The sequence below is a fragment of the Pseudomonas sp. IT-P395 genome (assembly GCF_949767675.1).
Taxonomy (GTDB): domain Bacteria; phylum Pseudomonadota; class Gammaproteobacteria; order Pseudomonadales; family Pseudomonadaceae; genus Aquipseudomonas.
This window is the reverse complement of sequence record NZ_CATKPW010000022.1, coordinates 647333-665063: the sequence shown is the minus strand read 5'-3', so window position 1 is coordinate 665063 and position 17731 is coordinate 647333. Positions and strand designations below refer to the sequence as shown.

Genomic DNA, 17731 nt, shown 5'->3' with positions numbered 1-17731 from the left:
GATCGAGCGCTGGCAGACATCAGGGCTGGTGCCGTGATCCTGGTGCATGCACACCGGGATGTGCGGGAATTCTTCAATCGCGGCCAGGATCAGGTGACGCAGGAAAGGCGCGCCGGCGTATTTACGGGCGCCGGCCGAAGCCTGAACGATCACCGGGGAGTCAGTCTTGTCAGCGGCTTCCATGATGGCGCGCATCTGCTCAAGGTTGTTGACGTTGAAGGCTGGAACGCCGTAGCCGAATTCGGCTGCGTGGTCCAACATCTGGCGCATGCTGATAAGTGCCATTGTGTGTGTCTCTCCCGGTTGAGGGTCGTTAATCGTGCCAGCCTGCCGGAGCGGCGGCGGCTATTCAAGTGATTGCAGATCGGGGGTTGAGTCCCGGTCTGGTGATTCGATAAAGCCAATTCTTCAGAACTGCGCAGAACCCTTGTAGGAGTGAGCCTGCTCGCGATAGCCATCTTTCAGTCAATATTGCAGCGACTGTCAGGCCGCTATCGCGAGCAGGCTCACTCCTACATTGGGTCTGCGGTGATGCAATTACTGCGCTTTGCAGCCGCGGCCGATCAGGTCATTGGTGGCGACCCAGTACACCAGGCCTTCCTCTCCCTTGACGTGAAACGCCAGCATGCCGTCGCTGTACAGCGTGCCCGAGGCCCCCAGCTCTTCTTTCAGGCGATAGACCTGATCACCGCCACCCAGTCGAACGTCGACTTCCTTCTGGCCGGCATCGGCGTAACGCCACAGCACTTTGGCCTGGCTGTCGCAGGTCCAGGTGATCCAGTTGTCCGCCGGAGCAGACGACTGAAACAGGTTCAACTGCGCGCAACCGCCCAACAATGCCAACGCCGCAATGGCGATCAAGCCTTTCATCCGTGTTCCTCGACTGACAGCACACGCCGCCAGCCCTGAGTTAAAGAGTCAGACCCGTCAAGGACAACCATGTTCCTTGGCCGGGGTTTGCGTCTCGTATTTGTCCAGGCCGTCCGGCCCCGAGCGCTTGTTCAGCACCGGGTTGGTTTCGGCCTGCCAGTCGGCCTGATAACAGCCCTTCTGCGACTCGCTCGGCGCCGGCGTGGCTTCGGCCTTCGGGTTACTCCCGCAGGCCGCCAGCGTACCGGTCAGCAACAACAGCGCTAACGACTTGACCATGAAAACACTCCTTTGCCTGGCCAAACGGGCGGCCTCAGGCCTTGGCCCGGATTTCCAGGACTTCAACGGCTGGCAGCACTTTGCCCTCGACGAATTCGAGGAACGCGCCACCACCGGTGGAAATGTAGGAGATTTGCTCAGCCACGCCATATTTATCGATCGCGGCCAAGGTGTCGCCACCGCCAGCGATGGAGAACGCCGAGCTTTCCGCGATGGCCTGAGCCAGCACTTTGGTGCCGTTGCCGAACTGGTCGAATTCGAACACACCGACCGGGCCGTTCCACAGAATGGTTTTCGACGACTTCAGCAGTTCGGCGAAGTTGGCTGCGGTTTGCGGGCCGATGTCCAGAATCATGTCGTCAGCCGCGACGTCGGCGATCAGCTTGACGGTGGCTTCAGCGGTTTCAGCGAATTCTTTGGCAACCACCACGTCAACCGGCAGTGGCACGCTGACTTTGGCAGCGATGGCGCGCGCGGTGTCGAGCAGATCCGGTTCGTACAGCGACTTGCCAACCGGGTGACCGGCGGCCGCGAGGAAGGTGTTGGCGATGCCGCCGCCGACGATCAGTTGATCGCAGATCTGGCTCAGGCTGTTCAGCACGTCGAGTTTGGTCGACACCTTAGAGCCGGCAACGATGGCCGCCATTGGCTGAGCCGGTGCGCCGAGGGCTTTGCCCAGTGCATCCAGTTCAGCGGCCAACAGTGGGCCAGCAGCGGCGACTTTGGCGAACTTGGCCACGCCGTGGGTCGAACCTTCGGCGCGGTGAGCGGTGCCGAACGCGTCCATCACGAACACGTCGCACAGGGCGGCGTATTGCTGGGCCAGTTCGTCAGCGTTCTTTTTCTCGCCTTTGTTGAAGCGCACGTTTTCGAACAGAACGATGTCGCCGGCCTTGACGTCAACGCCGCCGAGGTAATCGGCGACCAGCGGCACTTCACGGCCCAAGGCCTTGCTCAGGTAGTCAGCAACAGGCTTGAGGCTGTTCTCGGCGGAGAACTCGCCTTCGGTCGGACGGCCAAGGTGCGAGCAGACCATCACGGCCGCGCCTTTTTCCAGGGCCAGCTTGATGGTCGGCAGCGAAGCCAGGATACGCGCGTCGCTGGTGACAACACCGTCCTTGACTGGGACGTTGAGGTCTTCGCGGATCAATACGCGCTTACCTTGCAGATCGAGGTCGGACATCTTCAACACGGTCATGGGTCGCACTTCCTACGGTTTTTTTGAAGTTGCTGTTTGCAGATAGTGTTCTGCAACGTCCAGCATTCGGTTGGCAAAACCCCATTCGTTGTCGAACCAAGCCAGGATGTTCACCAGTTTGGGGCCGGAAACACGGGTCTGACTGGCATCGACGATGGCCGAATGTGGGTCATGGTTGAAATCACAACTGGCGTGCGGCAGCTCGGTATAGGCGAGCAGACCTTTGAGCGGGCCATGGGTGGCGGCTTCGCGCAGGATCCGGTTGACCTCATTGGCATCGGTCGCGGTGGCGGTCTGCATCGTGATGTCGAGGCAGGACACGTTGACCGTCGGCACGCGTACGGCTTTGGCCTGAATTCGCCCGGCAAGTTCCGGCAGCAGGCGCTCGATACCGCGCGCCAGACCAGTGGACACCGGGATCACCGACTGAAACGCCGAACGCGTGCGGCGCAGGTCTTCGTGGTGATAGGCGTCGATCACCGGCTGATCGTTCATCGCCGAGTGAATCGTGGTGATCGACACGTAATCAAGGCCGATCGCCTTGTCGAGCAGGCGCAACAACGGCACGCCGCAGTTGGTGGTGCAGGAGGCGTTGGACACCAGCAGCTCGTCGCCGGTCAGGCAATCCTGATTGACGCCATAAACGATGGTGGCGTCGACATCCGCCTCGCTGGCCATCGGCTGCGAGAACAACACGCGTGGCGCGCCGGCGTCGAGAAAGCGCTGGCCGTCGGCACGGGTGTTGTAGGCACCGGAGCATTCGAGCACCAGATCGACGCCGAGTGACGCCCAATCGATGCCTTCGGGGGTGGCACTGCGCAGGACCTTCACGCAGTCGCCATTAATATGCAGACAATCGCCTTCTACTCGCACCTCGCCCGGGAAGCGGCCGTGGGTGGAGTCGAAGCGTGTCAGGTATTCGATGCTGGCCATGTCCGCCAGATCGTTGATCGCGACAATTTCAAACCCGGCTTTCTCGCCTCGCTCAAACAACGCACGCAAGACGCAACGACCAATCCGGCCGTAGCCGTTGAGTGCAACTTTGTAAGGACGCGGTTGAGGCATGGGGTTCTCGATAATATTCGCTACAACACAACCTCATGTAGGAGCTGCCGAAGGCTGCGATCTTTTGATCCTGTTTTTTTTAAGATCAAGATCAAAAGATCGCAGCCTCCGGCAGCTCCTACAGGGGAACGCGGTGGCCGGGGCCACCGCATTCGTACTGCTTAGTCTTCCAGCAGTTCTTCAGCCTGACCCAGGATGTTTTCCAGGGTGAAGCCGAACTCTTCGAACAGTGCCGAAGCCGGAGCCGATTCGCCGTAAGTGGTCATGCCGATCACGCGACCTTCCAGCCCCACGTACTTGAACCAGAAGTCGGCGTGAGCCGCTTCGATGGCGATACGCGCGCCAACCTGCAATGGCAGCACGGCTTGCTTGTAGCCGGCGTCCTGAGCATCGAACACGCTGGTGCACGGCATGGAAACCACGCGCACCTTGCGACCTTGTTCGGTTAGTTTGTCGTAAGCCTGAACCGCCAGACCGACTTCCGAACCGGTGGCGATCAGGATCAGCTCAGGCTCGCCTGCGCAGTCCTTCAGCACGTAACCGCCACGGCTGATGTCGGCAATCTGGCCGGCATCGCGTTCCTGGTGTTGCAGGTTCTGACGCGAGAAGATCAGCGCCGATGGGCCGTCCTTACGCTCCAGCGCGTTTTTCCAGGCCACGGCCGATTCCACGGCATCGGCTGGACGCCAGGTGTCGAGGTTCGGCGTGGTACGCAGGCTGGTCAGTTGCTCGATCGGCTGGTGCGTCGGGCCGTCTTCGCCCAGACCGATGGAGTCGTGGGTGTAGACGTGGATCACTTGCTTCTTCATCAGCGCCGACATGCGTACAGCGTTGCGCGCGTATTCCATGAACATCAAGAAGGTCGCGCCGTAAGGCACCAGACCGCCGTGCAGGGTCACGCCGTTCATGATCGCGGTCATGCCGAATTCGCGCACGCCGTAGTACATGTAGTTGCCGCTGGCATCTTCAGCGCTGACGCCTTTGCAACCTTTCCACAGGGTCAGGTTGGAACCGGCCAGGTCAGCGGAGCCGCCGAGCAGTTCCGGCAGCAGCGGACCGAACGCGTTCAGGGTGTTCTGGCTGGCTTTACGGCTGGCGATGGTTTCGCCTTTGGCCGCGACTTCAGCGATGTAGGCCGAAGCTTTTTCGGAGAAGTCGGCCGGCAGTTCACCGCTCAGGCGACGTACCAGTTCGTTGGCTTCGGTCGGGAATGCAGCGGAGTAGGCAGCGAAACGCTGATCCCACTCGGCTTCGGCCGCGCGACCTTTTTCCTTGGCATCCCACTCGGCATAGATGTCGGCCGGGATTTCGAACGGGCCATGGTTCCAGTTCAGCGCCTGACGGGTCAGGGCGATTTCCGCATCACCCAGTGGAGCGCCGTGGCAGTCTTCTTTGCCCTGCTTGTTCGGCGAACCGAAACCGATGGTGGTCTTGCAGCAAATCAGGGTCGGCAGCGGGCTCTTGCGCGCGGTCTCGATGGCGGTCTTGATCTCTTCCGGGTCATGACCGTCAACGTTGCGGATCACTTGCCAGTTGTAGGCCTCGAAACGCTTCGGCGTGTCATCGGTGAACCAGCCTTCGACTTCGCCGTCGATGGAGATGCCGTTGTCATCGTAGAAAGCGATCAGCTTGCCCAGACCAAGAGTGCCGGCCAGCGAAGCGACTTCGTGGGAAATTCCTTCCATCATGCAGCCATCACCCAGAAACACGTAGGTGTGGTGGTCGACAATGTTGTGGCCAGGACGGTTGAACTGCGCGCCCAGCACTTTTTCAGCCAGAGCGAAGCCCACAGCGTTGGCCAGACCCTGACCCAGCGGGCCGGTGGTGGTTTCAACGCCCGGGGTGTAACCGAACTCCGGGTGGCCCGGGGTGCGGCTGTGCAGTTGACGGAATTGCTTGAGGTCTTCGATCGACAGGTCATAACCGGTCAGGTGCAGCAGCGAGTAGATCAACATCGAGCCGTGGCCGTTGGACAGCACGAAGCGGTCACGGTCGGCGAACGATGGATTGCTCGGGTTGTGCTTGAGGTAGTCGCGCCAAAGCACTTCGGCGATATCTGCCATACCCATAGGGGCACCGGGATGGCCGCTGTTGGCTTTTTGCACGGCATCCATGCTGAGGGCACGAATGGCGTTGGCACGCTCACGACGGCTAGGCATCGCTGATCTCCTGGGTTCTGGTAAGTCGAAACGGAAAAAAGGAGGGCATTTTCCCTCACCGGGGCGCCTCGGGGCAATGACAGATAGTCATCGGGGGGCGTTTTTCCAATGGATAGCGGCGCTTTCTGTTGGTGAAACCTTTCCGCTACTCGTTTGTAGAGTTAACCGGTTGGTGAGAAGTGCAATAAAAAGCGCCATTGATCGAGCAATATCAAAACTTTTTGATATTGCCCTTGCGATGAATTCCCCCCGTCTCTAGACTGCGGCCCTATGAATTTACGCGTGCCTTCCATTCGCCATGACGATTGCGACGAGCTGGCGGCCCTGTGCAAGGCCGGCGGCGATCCGTTGCGGCTGAATGTCTTGCGCGCGCTGGCCAACGATTCGTTCGGTGTTCTGGAGCTGGCGCAGATTTTCGGCATTGGCCAGTCCGGCATGAGTCATCACCTCAAGGTACTGGCACAAGCCGACCTGGTGGCGACACGCCGCGAAGGCAACGCGATTTTCTATCGCCGCGCCCTGCCACACACCGAACTGCTCGGCGGCAAGTTGCACGCAGCATTGTTAGAAGAAGTCGACAATCTGAATCTGCCTGACGACGTGCAAGCGCGCATCGAGCAGGTTCACGGCCAGCGCGCCGCCGCCAGTCAGGACTTTTTCGCTCGGGTGGCGGAGAAATTCCGTGCCCAGCAAGACTTGATCGCAGGCCTGCCGCAGTACCGCGAAAGCGTGCTGGCCCTGCTCGACAAACTGAACTTCAATGGTGCCGCCACGGCCATTGAAGTCGGCCCCGGCGATGGTGCTTTTCTGCCGGAACTGGCCCGTCGCTTCGGCACCGTAACCGCGCTGGACAACAGCCCGGCGATGCTCGAACTGGCGCGCCAGGTATGTGAACGTGAACAGCTGGCTAACGTCAGCCTGCAATTGGCCGATGCATTGAACGGCACCAGCCTTACGGCCGATTGCGTAGTGTTGAACATGGTGTTGCACCATTTCGCCGCGCCGGCCGATGCGCTCAAGCACATGGCCGACCTGCTGCAACCGGGCGGTAGTCTGCTCGTGACAGAGTTATGTAGCCACAACCAGAGTTGGGCCAGGGAGGCCTGCGGTGATCTGTGGTTGGGGTTTGAACAGGACGATTTGGCCCGTTGGGCCACCGCTGCGGGACTCGTTCCCGGGGAAAGCCTCTATGTAGGCTTACGTAATGGTTTCCAGATCCAGGTCCGCCATTTTCAGCGACCGGCTGGCGACACTCACCATCGGTAAATTCAGGAAAACATCGAGATGAGCGAATACTCCCTCTTCACCTCCGAGTCCGTGTCCGAAGGACATCCGGACAAAATCGCCGACCAGATTTCCGATGCGGTGCTGGACGCCATTATTGCCCAGGACAAACACGCACGCGTTGCTGTGGAAACCCTGGTCAAGACCGGCGTAGCCATCGTTGCCGGTGAAGTGACCACCAGCGCCTGGGTCGACCTGGAGCAGATCGTTCGTGACGTGATTTGCGACATCGGCTACACCAGCTCCGAAGTCGGCTTCGACGGCGCGACTTGCGGCGTGATGAACATCATCGGCAAGCAGTCCCCAGACATCAACCAGGGTGTTGACCGTGCCAAGCCTGAAGATCAGGGCGCCGGCGACCAGGGCCTGATGTTCGGCTACGCCAGCAACGAAACCGACGTTTTGATGCCAGCGCCGATCACCTTCTCGCACCAGCTGGTACAGCGCCAGGCCGAAGCCCGTAAATCGGGTCTGCTGCCTTGGCTGCGTCCGGACGCCAAGTCGCAAGTGACTTGCCGTTACGAAGGCGGCAAGGTTGTTGGTATCGACGCGGTTGTTCTGTCGACCCAGCACAACCCTGAAGTGTCGTACAAAGACCTGCGCGAAGGCGTGATGGAGCTGATCGTCAAGCACGTACTGCCTGCCGAACTGCTGAGCAAAGACACTCAGTTCCACATCAACCCGACCGGCCAGTTCATCATTGGCGGCCCGGTAGGTGACTGCGGTCTGACCGGTCGCAAGATCATCGTCGACAGCTACGGCGGCATGGCCCGTCACGGCGGTGGCGCGTTCTCCGGTAAAGATCCATCGAAGGTTGACCGTTCGGCTGCCTACGCTGGCCGTTATGTTGCCAAGAACATCGTCGCTGCTGGCCTGGCCGAGCGTTGCGAGATTCAGGTTTCCTACGCGATTGGTGTGGCTCAGCCTACTTCGATCTCGCTGAACACCTTCGGCACCGGCAAGATCAGCGATGACAAGATCGTCAAACTGGTGCGTGAAGTGTTCGACCTGCGTCCATACGCAATCACCACCATGCTCGATCTGCTGCACCCGATGTACCAGGAAACTGCAGCGTACGGCCACTTCGGTCGCACGCCAGAGACCAAGACCGTTGGCGAAGACACCTTCACCACGTTCACCTGGGAAAAAACCGACCGCGCCGACGCCCTGCGTTCCGCTGCTGGTCTGTAAGACTTCCCCGGCGGTACAAAAAGCCCCGCACGGTTCGCGCCGTGCGGGGCTTTTTCATGCCTGAAACCGGGAGTTCAACTCAGAACGTTCAGGTCGATGCATATCCAGCAAACCACTCGGTCAGTCCCCTCTCCCACCGGGAGAGGGTTAGGGTGAGGGGCTGTTTTCACTGCACAGAAACAAGCCGTAAAACACCCATCCGGCGGAGTAAATATTTTCGCCTAACCTTCAAACATTCCCCTTGAGCAAGGACGCTCACGATGCTTGCCACGCTGCGCCTGTTATTTATTTTCCTGCTGATGCCCGCCACATTCAGCGCGCAAGCCACCTGCCAAAACTGGCCCGCTGCACACGCCCAACGCGAAATCTCCGCCCTGCAAAACCAGATCGACCAATGGGACGACGCCTACTACCGCGAAGGCCGCTCACTGATTGCCGACGAACTCTATGACCAATCCCTTGTGCAACTGAACGAGTGGCGAGCGTGTTTCAAAGCGCCCTTGCCACCCGATCCTTTGCGCACAGTTTCAGGCTCAAACGCGCACCCCATCGCCCATACCGGCCTGGATAAAATCCACAAAGATGAGGCCGCGGGGGCCTGGCTACGTGATCGCAAGGACGTCTGGATACAACCCAAAGTCGACGGCGTCGCGGTGACGCTGATTTACCGCGCCGGCGTTTTGCATCAGGCCATCAGTCGCGGTGACGGAGTTCATGGACAGGACTGGACGCCATCAGCGCAGAACATCGGCGCTATCCCTCAACGCCTGTCACAACCACTGGATCTGCTGGTGCAGGGTGAACTTTACTGGCGGCTGAACCAGCATGTGCAAGCCCGAGCCGGCAGCGTTAACGCCCGCGCCACCGTGGCCGGATTGATGAGCCGCAAATCCCTTAGCGCAGAACAAGCCACCGGCATCGGGCTGTTCGTTTGGGACTGGCCACAAGGACCTTTGAACTTGCCCGAGCGCATATCCGGATTGGCAACCCTGGGTTTCACCACGATTGAGCCGTACAGCCATCCCGTTGCCGACTTGGCAGAGGCGCAGAAATGGCGCGATCACTGGTATCGCTCACCTCTGCCGTTTGCCACCGACGGCGTGGTTTTGCGCCAGAGTCGGCGCCCGCCCGCCGAACGGTGGCAGGCTCGCGCGCCGTACTGGGCGGTCGCCTGGAAATATCCATTTGCGCAAGCCTTGGCTGAAGTGCGCAAGATCAACTTCAAGATCGGTCGCACTGGCCGCATTACACCGGTGATCGAGCTGATTCCCGTTAGGCTCGACGACCGCGAGATCAAACGCGTCAGCGCCAGTTCGTTGAAGCGCTGGCAAGCGTTGGACATTCGTCCCGGCGATCAGATTGCGATCAGCCTCGCCGGCCTGACCATTCCTCGGCTCGACAGTGTTGTACGGCGCACCACCGAACGCACGGATATCGATATCCCCAACGCCGATGACTTCCACGCCTTGAGTTGCTGGCAACCGACCCCCGGATGTGAAAGCCAGTTTCTCGCCCGTTTGACCTGGCTCAGTAGCAAACAAGGGCTGGCGATGCAGCATGTCGGTCGCGGTACCTGGGAGAAACTTCTCGAAACACGCCGCGTGAACAACCTGCTTGATTGGTTAACCCTTGATGGGCCGGAGCTTGCTAACATTGCCGGCTTCGGCGAGCGCAGCAGCGAACGCTTGATGCACAGTTTTCACAGCGCCCGCCAACGGCCCTTTGCCCAGTGGCTCAAAGCCTTGGGCCTGCCGCCAACCGGCCAGGCAATACTTACTGATTCCTGGCAGTCGCTGGCGCAACGCAACACCGAACAATGGCAGGCCGAAGCCGGTATCGGCCCGGGACGCGCAGCGCAATTGAGCGCATTCTTCCGCGACCCGCAGGTACAGGCTTTGAGCGAAACCTTACATGCCGCCGGAATCGACGGTTTCTGACCACGCAATCCCGGCGCGCCGGGAACCCATCGGCCACCGAGGCGCTCCAACAGCGCAGTGCCTGACCGACCCGACTGCCTTTGCACATGGAGCTTTTATGAAATTTCTCGCACCACTCGCCATGCTGACCCTTTGCGGCGTAATGGTCGCCCCCGTCATGGCCGACGAAGACGCCCCGGGCCTGACCGGTTGCGCCGCCAAGAAGCAGGGCATCATGAATCAGATCGAACAGGCCAAGTCGCGCGGCAACGCCGATCAGCAGGCAGGCCTGGAAACGGCCTTGCGTGAAGTGACCGAGCACTGCACCGACGCCGGCCTGAAGAAAGAACGCGAAAACAAGGTGCTCGAAGCCAAGCACGAAGTGAGCAAGCGTCAGGCGGATCTCGACAAGGCGATGAAAAAAGGCGACCCGGAGAAGATCAACAAGCGCAAAGACAAACTGGCCGAGTCGCGCAAAGAACTGCAGGACGCGCTGGACGAAATCGATAAGTAAGCATTGATGCAGTGAGTTTGATGGCCTATTCGTCAGCTCGTCGCCCGGAACAAGCTCGCTCCCCTATTGATCCGTATTCACCTGTACAACTCGGTCAACTGTGGGAGCGAGCCTGCTCGCGAAGGCGTCAGCTCAAACAATAGAAATCAATGATCGCGAAACTGTTTATGGCAAGCGCTGCAAGCATCTTCAACTTTCTGCACCGCCGGCCCGAGATTGCTGGCCTTGTACGACTGAACCTGACTGGCAATCACCAATTCACCGGTGGCCGCTTCAAGGTTGCGGGCCATTTCCTGAAAACGCGCCTGCTGTTTCCAGACATCATCCTTGGCGCTGGTGTGATCTTCTTCACGCACCTGCGGAAAATGCTTCCACGGTTCATGGGACAACGCATCGAGTTTTACCGCGCCTTCGGCGAACTTCGGCCCGTCGAACGGAATGCGCCCACGCAACATGCCGCCCAGGTCTTCACCGGTCTTGAGCATCTGTTTGAAGATTGCCTTGCGTTGACCCAGCGGAGAATTCGGATCGACACCGCCACAGGCGGACAAGGACAGACAGGCCAGCAATACAACAGCAATGCTTTTAAGAGTCATGGTGGCTTCAGGTCACGGAATTCGGCGGCCAGTATCCTCGCGTCACCGCCAAACACCAATAGCCCTATTAAAAATACGGGTTGTTCGAGCGCATGGAGCACGCGGGCAACCGACACAGGAATCACTCCATGAACAGCCGTTTCAAGGCCTGGCGTCACCCGTTGTTCGCAACCCTGCCGCTGCTGGCGATTCTCGCCGGCTGCACCGGTGGCGACAGTGCCAAGCCAAAAACCCACGCACTGGCCACTTACTCCAGCGCTACCTGGGAAGCCCTGCCAGCAGTGTCCGACAGCGATCTGGTTGCCGGTTTCGGTTCGTGGCGCAGCGCGTGCACCCGGCTCAAGGCTGACGCCATCTGGGGCAGCACCTGCGCAGCGGCGGCCAATGTGCCGCAGAGCGCCGCAGAGATTCGTGCGTTCCTCAAACAGAATCTCGATGTCTACGGCCTGCGCGCTGAAAACGACAACGCCAACGGTTTGATCACCGGCTACTACGAACCGGTCTACCCCGGCAGCCTGACGCCCACCGACGCGGCCAATGTGCCGGTGTATGGCGTGCCGGAGGACATGATCATCGTCTCGCTGGACAGCATTTATCCCGAACTCAAAGGCAAACGCCTGCGCGGTCGCCTCGAAGGCCGCGTGCTCAAGCCTTACGACGACGCGGCAACCATCGAATCCAAAGGTGTGAAAGCGCCAGTGGTGGCGTATCTGACCGATCCGATGAACCTGCAATTTCTACAGATCCAGGGTTCCGGGCGCATTCAGACCGAGGACGGTAAACAGCTGCGCATCGCCTACGCCGATCAGAACGGCCACCCGTACCGCCCAATCGGCCGCTGGCTGGTCGAGCAAGGCGAGCTGAAGAAAGAAGACGTGACCATGAGCGCAATCAGCAACTGGGCCAAGGCCAATCCATCGCGCATCCCCGAACTGCTCGGCAGTAACCCGAGCTACGTGTTCTTCACCCGCAACCCGGACAGCAACGAAGGCCCGCGTGGTTCGCTGAACGTACCGCTAACTGCCGGCTACAGCGCGGCGGTGGATCGCAAGGTAATTCCGCTGGGCAGCCTGTTGTGGCTATCAACTACTAAACCGGATGGCACTGCACTGGTCCGCCCGGTCGCGGCACAGGACACCGGCGGCGCGATTGCCGGCGAGGTGCGTGCGGATCTGTTCTGGGGCACCGGTGATGCGGCCGGGCAATTGGCCGGGGACATGAAGCAGCAGGGGCAGATCTGGATGCTTTGGCCTAAAGGTGCGGCATTGCCGCAAGTGCCGCAGGTGGCGGATACAGAGAAGAAGTAAGCCTTGGAATCTGCTGAGGTAATCAGATAGCTATCGCGAGCAGGCTCACTCCTACAGGGGAACGCATTCCAAAATGTAGGAGTGAGCCTGCTCGCGATGAGGCCATCAGCAACACCAGTAAAATAATCAGACCGACACGAAGAAGAACGAAGCAATCAACCCCATTCCCACAAACCACACCAGCGAGCGCAGAATCGCCCAGTCCGCCAGGTAGCAAATGATGTACAGCAGGCGACTGGTGATAAACAGCACCGCCAGCACATTGACCGTCACCAGCTCCGCCGTCCCCACCAGGTGCGCGACGATCACTGCCGCCGCAAACGCCGGCGTCACTTCAAAGCTGTTCATCTGCGCCGCATGCGCACGCCTGGCCACACCGTTGAGACTTTCGAGAAAGTCGCGCGGATCGTGGTTGTCACTCAACCGGTAGCCACCCACGGCTTTCGCCACGCCAGTGCAGATATACGGCAGAAAAATTGCGATCAACACACACCACAGAGCCACCGTCATAACGCCGTCCTTTTTTCGAGTTATAGAATTCGCGAGCGGTCAGAACTTCATCACCAGCATGCCGATCAGCACCAGCCCACAGGCTAAGAGCCGTGGACGGCCGAAAGGTTCTTTCAAGTAGCGCATGCCGAACAGCACCACCAGAATCACACTGATCTCACGCAATGCCGCGGCCTCCGCAATCGAGCCCAACTGCATCGCCCACAGCACCAGAGCGTAGCTGGCCAATACGCAGAAGCCCACCGCCAACCCCAGCTTCCATTGCTCACGCCAGAACAACATGAACGCCGGACGCTTGGCGACCCACGCCAACAGCGGAAACGGCCACGCGCTGAACAACGTGACCCAGACCAGGTAATCGAGCGGATGCGACCAGCGCCGCAATGCCTGGCCGTCGATGTAGGTGTAGCAACCAATACACAGGCCGATCAACGCCACCACCGGCAGCATCGACCATGGCAAATGCTTGCCGCCACCGCCCTGCCACAACAGACAAACCATGCCCAACGGGATCAGCATGATCCCGAAAATCTGCTGCGTGGTGAGCACTTCACCGGCGAAGATCAAGGTCAGCGCCAGCACCACCAACGGCGACAATCCGCGCATCAGTGGATACACCAGGCCCAGATCGCCGACCCGATACGCCTGAATCAGCAGGTAGCGATACAGCAGCTCAAAAGCTGCCGAAGCGAGAATCCATGGCCAGATTTCCATGGGCGGCAAGCTCACGAATGGAAACGCGATGGCAACGACCAGCAGCGCCACGGTGTCCATGCACGCCACCACCAGCAGCCGCTCGGCGCTGAACTTGATTAACGTATTCCACGTCGCATGCAACAGCGCCGCCATCAATACCAAAGCTGTCGCCAGCACGTCTTACCCCTTATTTTTATGAGTCCCCGTGTAGGAGCTGCCGCAGGCTCGGGCTCCTACAGTGAAAATCCGAATAGTCAGATTATTGATTCGCGATGTGTCAGCAGCTGTTTATACTGCAAGCGACCACGCCGCACTCAGTTGCGCACAGAAAAATACCAATAATTCCTGCCTGCACCGCCCTCCATCGAGATCGGTCGTCGGCTTGCGTATGCCTGATCAAAGCGTCAAGACTACCGACAGAGACCTTGCGCATGCCACTCGCCTTGCTTGCCCTCGCTGTTGCCGCATTCGGCATCGGCACCACTGAATTCGTCATCATGGGCCTGCTGCCCGATGTTGCCCGCGACCTTGCCGTAAGCATTCCTCACGCGGGCCTGTTGATCACCGGTTACGCGTTAGGCGTGGTGTTCGGCGCGCCGATCCTGGCGATCGGCACCGCGAATATGCCGCGTAAAGCAACGCTGCTGGGCATGACGCTGATGTTCATCCTCGGCAATATCCTCTGCGCCCTCGCACCGAACTACGCGACGCTGATGGCTGCTCGTGTGGTCACCGCGCTGTGTCACGGCGCGTTCTTCGGCATTGGCTCGGTGGTTGCCGCCGGGCTGGTCGCGCCGAACAAACGCGCGCAAGCGATTGCGATGATGTTCACCGGCCTGACATTGGCCAACGTCCTCGGCGTACCGCTGGGCACGGCGCTCGGGCAATACGCCGGTTGGCGCTCGACCTTCTGGGCGGTCTCGGTGATTGGTGTCGTCGCCGCCCTGGCGCAGTGGCTGTGGTTGCCAAAACACATCCCGATGGACAAGGCCAACCTTGCCAGCGAGTTCAAGGTGCTGGGCAAGGTCAACGTGTTGCTGGCGCTGGGCATGAGTGTTTTGGCCTCGACCAGTCTGTTCAGCGTGTTCACCTATATCGCGCCGATCCTGCAAGACATCACCGGCGTCAGCCCGCACGGCGTCACGGTGATGCTGCTGTTATTCGGTGTAGGCCTGACCGGCGGCAGCATGCTCGGCGGGCGTCTGGCTGATAGCCGTTTGCTGCCGTCGCTGGTCGGTGTGGCCTTGGCGGTGGTGGTGATTCTGGCGGCGTTCAGCCAGACCAGCCGCTCGGTTGTGCCGGCGGCAATCACCCTGGTGCTGTGGGGTATTTTTGCTTTTGCGCTGTGCCCGATTCTGCAATTGCTGATCATCGATCAGGCCCATGAAGCACCGAACCTTGGCTCGACGTTGAACCAGAGCGCTTTCAACCTTGGCAACGCGGCGGGTGCGTGGATCGGTGGGCTGGTGGTGGCCAGTGGCGCGGATCTGGCGGACTTGCCGTGGACCGGAGCGCTGGTTGGCGTATTGACGGTGCTGACGGCGCTGTTTTTCATCTATCTGCAACGTCGCGGCGCGGCTGCGGTCAATGTTTCCGGTTAATCGTGATGTGCCAGAAAGCGCCCTCACCCTAGCCCTGTCCCTGAGGGAGAGGGGACTGACCGTGTTGAGTGTTCGAGTTACATCGACCTGAAATTTCGAGCCGAACTCAGGCCCTGAAAGACTTGAAGATCTGCTCCCTTTCCCCCTCTCCCCAAGGGAGAGGGCTGGGGTGAGGGGGCTCTTGATCTCATCACACCATCAACTGTGTCCCGATCCTGACTCAGCCCATCCAACCCCTGCACCAAAGATTCGGTGCGCTATCTTTCACCCCTCATCCAAAGGACCCCGGATGCTTGAACTTGTCGCCGCTTTCATCTGCCTTACCACCCTCCTCACCTTCGTCAACTTCCGCTTCATCGGCCTGCCGCCGACCATCGGCGTGATGGTCACCGCACTGCTGTTCTCGCTGATCCTGCAAGGCCTGAGCGTGCTCGGCTACCCCGGTCTCGAAGAACGCGTGCAGCAACTGATCGGCCAGATCGACTTCGGCGATCTGCTGATGAACTGGATGCTCTCGTTCCTGCTGTTCGCCGGCGCCTTGCACGTTAACCTCAACGATCTGCGCAGCTACCGCTGGCCCATCGGTCTGTTGGCGACTTTCGGTGTGTTGATTGCCACCACGGTGATCGGCAGCCTCGCCTATTACATTTTTGCCCTGTTCGGCTGGCACGTGAGCTTCTTGTACTGCTTGCTGTTCGGCGCGCTGATTTCGCCGACCGACCCGATTGCCGTGCTCGGCGTGCTGCGTACCGCCAACGCCTCGAAGCCGCTGAAAACCACCATTGTCGGTGAGTCGCTGTTCAACGACGGCACGGCCGTCGTGGTGTTCACCGTGCTGCTGGGCATCGCCCAACTCGGCGAAACCCCGACCGTCAGCGCCACCGCGATGTTGTTCGTTCATGAAGCCATCGGCGGTGTGCTGTTCGGCGGTCTGATCGGTTATCTGGTTTATCGAATGATCAAAAGCGTCGAGCAGCATCAGATCACAGTGATGCTGACCTTGGCGCTGGTCATCGGCGGTTCGGCGATGGCCACCGAGATTCATGTTTCGGCACCGATCGCGATGGTGGTCGCCGGTCTGATCATTGGTAACGTCGGGCGCAATCTGGCGATGAATGACATGACCCGCCGCTATCTCGACGGTTTCTGGGAGTTGCTGGATGACATGCTCAATGCGCTGCTGTTCGCGCTGATCGGCATGGAGTTGTTGCTGCTGCCATTCAACTGGCTGCACATGGCTGCGGCTGGTTTGCTCGCGGTGGCGATTCTACTGTCGCGCCTGCTCACCGTGGCCCCGGCGATTCTGCTGCTGCGCCGCTGGCGGACAGTGCCAGCCGGCACCATCCGCATTCTGACCTGGGGCGGCTTGCGCGGCGGTGTTTCGGTGGCACTGGCGCTGGCCCTGCCGCTGGGCCCGGAGCGTGATCTGCTGCTGAGCATCACTTACATCGTGGTGCTGTCGTCGATCCTGTTGCAGGGGCTGACCATCGGCAAACTGGTCAAGCATGCGACTCGCAACGAGCCGGTAACCGTGACTGAACCAGCGCATCACTGATCATTTTTTGATCTCTCGCGGATCAGGTTTCTCGGCCTGATCCGCAGACTCCTTCGGCGCACCGCTCTCACTGCGAATCTGCGCATGGCTGATCAGCGCGAAGATAAAGCTGCCGCCAATGATGTTCCCCGCCAGCGTAGGCCCAGCGAAGACCATCCAGAAATCACTCCACGGCAGCTCGCCGGCGAACACCAGATATGACACCTCCGCCGAACCCACCACGATGTGAGTGAAGTCGCCGAGCGCCATCAGGTAGGTGATGAGGATAATGATCCACATCTTCGCGCTCTCCATGGACGGAATCATCCAGACCATAGTGGCGATCATCCAGCCGGAAACGATGCCCTTGGCGAACATCTGGCTGGCGTGGTTTTCCATGACCTTGCGGCCGATTTCGAGAAAGGCGTGGTCAGTCTTGGTGTCGAAGATCGGCAGTTCGAGCATCACGTACGCGACCAGAATCGTGCCGCACAGGTTGCCGACCAGCACCACCGTCCACAGGCGGATCAGCCGGCCGAAGTTTTGCAGGGTCGGCTTGGTCATGACCGGCAGCACGGCAGTCAGGGTGTTTTCGGTGAACAGTTGCTGACGGGCGAGGATCACCGCGAGAAAACCTGCGCAGTAGCCGAAGCTGGCGATCACCTTGAATTCGTCACCGTCGGGCAGGCGCGAGTTGAGCAGGCCCATGCCCATCAATGACAAGCCCATGGTCAGCCCGGCCGCCAGCGCCGACCACCACAGCGCGGCGATGCTGCGCTCCAGTTCCTGATCGCCTTGGCTGCGGATGATTTCGTGCAGAACGGCCGCGCGGGGCGGCTGGTTTTTCTCGACTTCGTGTTGCTCTTTGGCCGAGAGATCGGGGGTCTTGCCGTCGGTGGGAGTGGTCATGGCGTGGGAACCGTGGGGGTGGTGTTTACCTACGACCCTTGCGGCTTGGAATACGTTCTGTGAGCGCCACGCTAATAGTGTAGGAGCTGCCGAAGGCTCGGG

The 17731-nt window shown here is 60.0% G+C and carries 17 protein-coding genes; 7 read left to right on the top strand and 10 right to left on the bottom strand.

Annotated elements, in window-relative coordinates; genetic code table 11:
- The 6 genes from ACM6IN_RS18350 to tkt form a co-directional block, all read right to left on the bottom strand.
- Positions 1 to 285: class II fructose-bisphosphate aldolase (locus tag ACM6IN_RS18350; RefSeq protein WP_414916482.1), on the bottom strand; the 285-nt coding region annotated here is incomplete at its 3' end.
- A gap of 252 nt (positions 286 to 537) precedes the next feature.
- The gene (locus tag ACM6IN_RS18345) at positions 538 to 870 is read right to left on the bottom strand and encodes an MliC family protein (protein WP_414916481.1); all 333 of its coding nucleotides are present in this window, start codon (positions 868 to 870) and stop codon (positions 538 to 540) included.
- Between the two features lie 57 nt (positions 871 to 927).
- Entirely contained in the window at positions 928 to 1149 is a 222-nt protein-coding gene (locus ACM6IN_RS18340) for a hypothetical protein (RefSeq protein ID WP_007913756.1), read from the bottom strand.
- A gap of 34 nt (positions 1150 to 1183) precedes the next feature.
- The gene (locus ACM6IN_RS18335) at positions 1184 to 2347 is read right to left on the bottom strand and encodes a phosphoglycerate kinase (protein ID WP_414916480.1); all 1164 of its coding nucleotides are present in this window, start codon (positions 2345 to 2347) and stop codon (positions 1184 to 1186) included.
- Between the two features lie 12 nt (positions 2348 to 2359).
- Positions 2360 to 3412 (bottom strand): erythrose-4-phosphate dehydrogenase, encoded by a 1053-nt coding sequence (epd, locus tag ACM6IN_RS18330; protein WP_102900055.1) that lies wholly within the window; start codon positions 3410 to 3412, stop codon positions 2360 to 2362.
- Positions 3413 to 3573: 161 nt separating this feature from the next.
- Positions 3574 to 5571 carry a transketolase gene (tkt, locus tag ACM6IN_RS18325; protein WP_007913749.1) on the bottom strand — a complete coding sequence of 666 codons (1998 nt, stop codon included), beginning with the start codon at positions 5569 to 5571 and terminating at the stop codon, positions 3574 to 3576.
- Between the two features lie 270 nt (positions 5572 to 5841).
- Here tkt and ACM6IN_RS18320 point away from each other — a divergent pair, with 270 nt between their 5' ends.
- From ACM6IN_RS18320 to ACM6IN_RS18305, 4 genes are all read left to right on the top strand, one after another.
- Positions 5842 to 6837 (top strand): ArsR/SmtB family transcription factor, encoded by a 996-nt coding sequence (locus ACM6IN_RS18320; RefSeq protein ID WP_123376191.1) that lies wholly within the window; start codon positions 5842 to 5844, stop codon positions 6835 to 6837.
- Positions 6838 to 6855: 18 nt separating this feature from the next.
- Positions 6856 to 8046, top strand: coding sequence for a methionine adenosyltransferase (gene metK / locus ACM6IN_RS18315; RefSeq protein ID WP_007913745.1), 1191 nt, complete (start codon positions 6856 to 6858; stop codon positions 8044 to 8046).
- A gap of 260 nt (positions 8047 to 8306) precedes the next feature.
- Entirely contained in the window at positions 8307 to 9983 is a 1677-nt protein-coding gene (gene ligB, locus ACM6IN_RS18310) for an NAD-dependent DNA ligase LigB (RefSeq protein WP_414916479.1), read from the top strand.
- 97 nt (positions 9984 to 10080) lie between these two features.
- A complete protein-coding gene (locus ACM6IN_RS18305; protein ID WP_007913741.1) occupies positions 10081 to 10476 on the top strand; it encodes a DUF1090 domain-containing protein in 396 nt (131 codons plus the stop codon).
- Between the two features lie 146 nt (positions 10477 to 10622).
- Here ACM6IN_RS18305 and ACM6IN_RS18300 read toward each other — a convergent pair whose 3' ends face one another.
- Positions 10623 to 11072 carry a c-type cytochrome gene (locus ACM6IN_RS18300; RefSeq protein ID WP_414916478.1) on the bottom strand — a complete coding sequence of 150 codons (450 nt, stop codon included), beginning with the start codon at positions 11070 to 11072 and terminating at the stop codon, positions 10623 to 10625.
- Between the two features lie 128 nt (positions 11073 to 11200).
- Between ACM6IN_RS18300 and ACM6IN_RS18295 the strand changes: the two genes are divergently transcribed.
- Positions 11201 to 12379, top strand: a complete 1179-nt coding sequence (locus ACM6IN_RS18295; protein ID WP_414916477.1) for a murein transglycosylase A — start codon at positions 11201 to 11203, stop codon at positions 12377 to 12379.
- 126 nt (positions 12380 to 12505) lie between these two features.
- Here the strand turns inward: ACM6IN_RS18295 and ACM6IN_RS18290 are convergent, their stop codons facing one another.
- Both ACM6IN_RS18290 and ACM6IN_RS18285 read right to left on the bottom strand, forming a co-directional pair.
- Positions 12506 to 12889, bottom strand: coding sequence for an MAPEG family protein (locus ACM6IN_RS18290; protein ID WP_008081053.1), 384 nt, complete (start codon positions 12887 to 12889; stop codon positions 12506 to 12508).
- Between the two features lie 39 nt (positions 12890 to 12928).
- On the bottom strand, positions 12929 to 13762 hold the full coding sequence (locus ACM6IN_RS18285; protein ID WP_007913737.1) for an EamA family transporter: 834 nt from the start codon (positions 13760 to 13762) through the stop codon (positions 12929 to 12931).
- A gap of 254 nt (positions 13763 to 14016) precedes the next feature.
- Here ACM6IN_RS18285 and ACM6IN_RS18280 point away from each other — a divergent pair, with 254 nt between their 5' ends.
- The gene (locus ACM6IN_RS18280; protein ID WP_007913735.1) at positions 14017 to 15186 is read left to right on the top strand and encodes an MFS transporter; all 1170 of its coding nucleotides are present in this window, start codon (positions 14017 to 14019) and stop codon (positions 15184 to 15186) included.
- A 289-nt stretch (positions 15187 to 15475) separates the two neighbouring features.
- Entirely contained in the window at positions 15476 to 16741 is a 1266-nt protein-coding gene (locus tag ACM6IN_RS18275) for a cation:proton antiporter (protein WP_007913728.1), read from the top strand.
- Here ACM6IN_RS18275 and ACM6IN_RS18270 read toward each other — a convergent pair whose 3' ends face one another.
- The gene (locus tag ACM6IN_RS18270) at positions 16742 to 17629 is read right to left on the bottom strand and encodes a formate/nitrite transporter family protein (RefSeq protein WP_007913725.1); all 888 of its coding nucleotides are present in this window, start codon (positions 17627 to 17629) and stop codon (positions 16742 to 16744) included. It lies immediately after the preceding gene.
- Positions 17630 to 17731 lie beyond the last annotated feature (102 nt).

Coding starts and splice junctions, on each gene's coding strand:
- ACM6IN_RS18345 (WP_414916481.1), bottom strand. CDS start 870: ATGAAAGGCTTGATCGCCATTGCGGCGTTGGCATTGTTGGGCGGTTGC.
- ACM6IN_RS18340 (WP_007913756.1), bottom strand. CDS start 1,149: ATGGTCAAGTCGTTAGCGCTGTTGTTGCTGACCGGTACGCTGGCGGCC.
- ACM6IN_RS18335 (WP_414916480.1), bottom strand. CDS start 2,347: ATGACCGTGTTGAAGATGTCCGACCTCGATCTGCAAGGTAAGCGCGTA.
- epd (WP_102900055.1), bottom strand. CDS start 3,412: ATGCCTCAACCGCGTCCTTACAAAGTTGCACTCAACGGCTACGGCCGG.
- tkt (WP_007913749.1), bottom strand. CDS start 5,571: ATGCCTAGCCGTCGTGAGCGTGCCAACGCCATTCGTGCCCTCAGCATG.
- ACM6IN_RS18320 (WP_123376191.1), top strand. CDS start 5,842: ATGAATTTACGCGTGCCTTCCATTCGCCATGACGATTGCGACGAGCTG.
- metK (WP_007913745.1), top strand. CDS start 6,856: ATGAGCGAATACTCCCTCTTCACCTCCGAGTCCGTGTCCGAAGGACAT.
- ligB (WP_414916479.1), top strand. CDS start 8,307: ATGCTTGCCACGCTGCGCCTGTTATTTATTTTCCTGCTGATGCCCGCC.
- ACM6IN_RS18305 (WP_007913741.1), top strand. CDS start 10,081: ATGAAATTTCTCGCACCACTCGCCATGCTGACCCTTTGCGGCGTAATG.
- ACM6IN_RS18300 (WP_414916478.1), bottom strand. CDS start 11,072: ATGACTCTTAAAAGCATTGCTGTTGTATTGCTGGCCTGTCTGTCCTTG.
- ACM6IN_RS18295 (WP_414916477.1), top strand. CDS start 11,201: ATGAACAGCCGTTTCAAGGCCTGGCGTCACCCGTTGTTCGCAACCCTG.
- ACM6IN_RS18290 (WP_008081053.1), bottom strand. CDS start 12,889: ATGACGGTGGCTCTGTGGTGTGTGTTGATCGCAATTTTTCTGCCGTAT.
- ACM6IN_RS18280 (WP_007913735.1), top strand. CDS start 14,017: ATGCCACTCGCCTTGCTTGCCCTCGCTGTTGCCGCATTCGGCATCGGC.
- ACM6IN_RS18275 (WP_007913728.1), top strand. CDS start 15,476: ATGCTTGAACTTGTCGCCGCTTTCATCTGCCTTACCACCCTCCTCACC.
- ACM6IN_RS18270 (WP_007913725.1), bottom strand. CDS start 17,629: ATGACCACTCCCACCGACGGCAAGACCCCCGATCTCTCGGCCAAAGAG.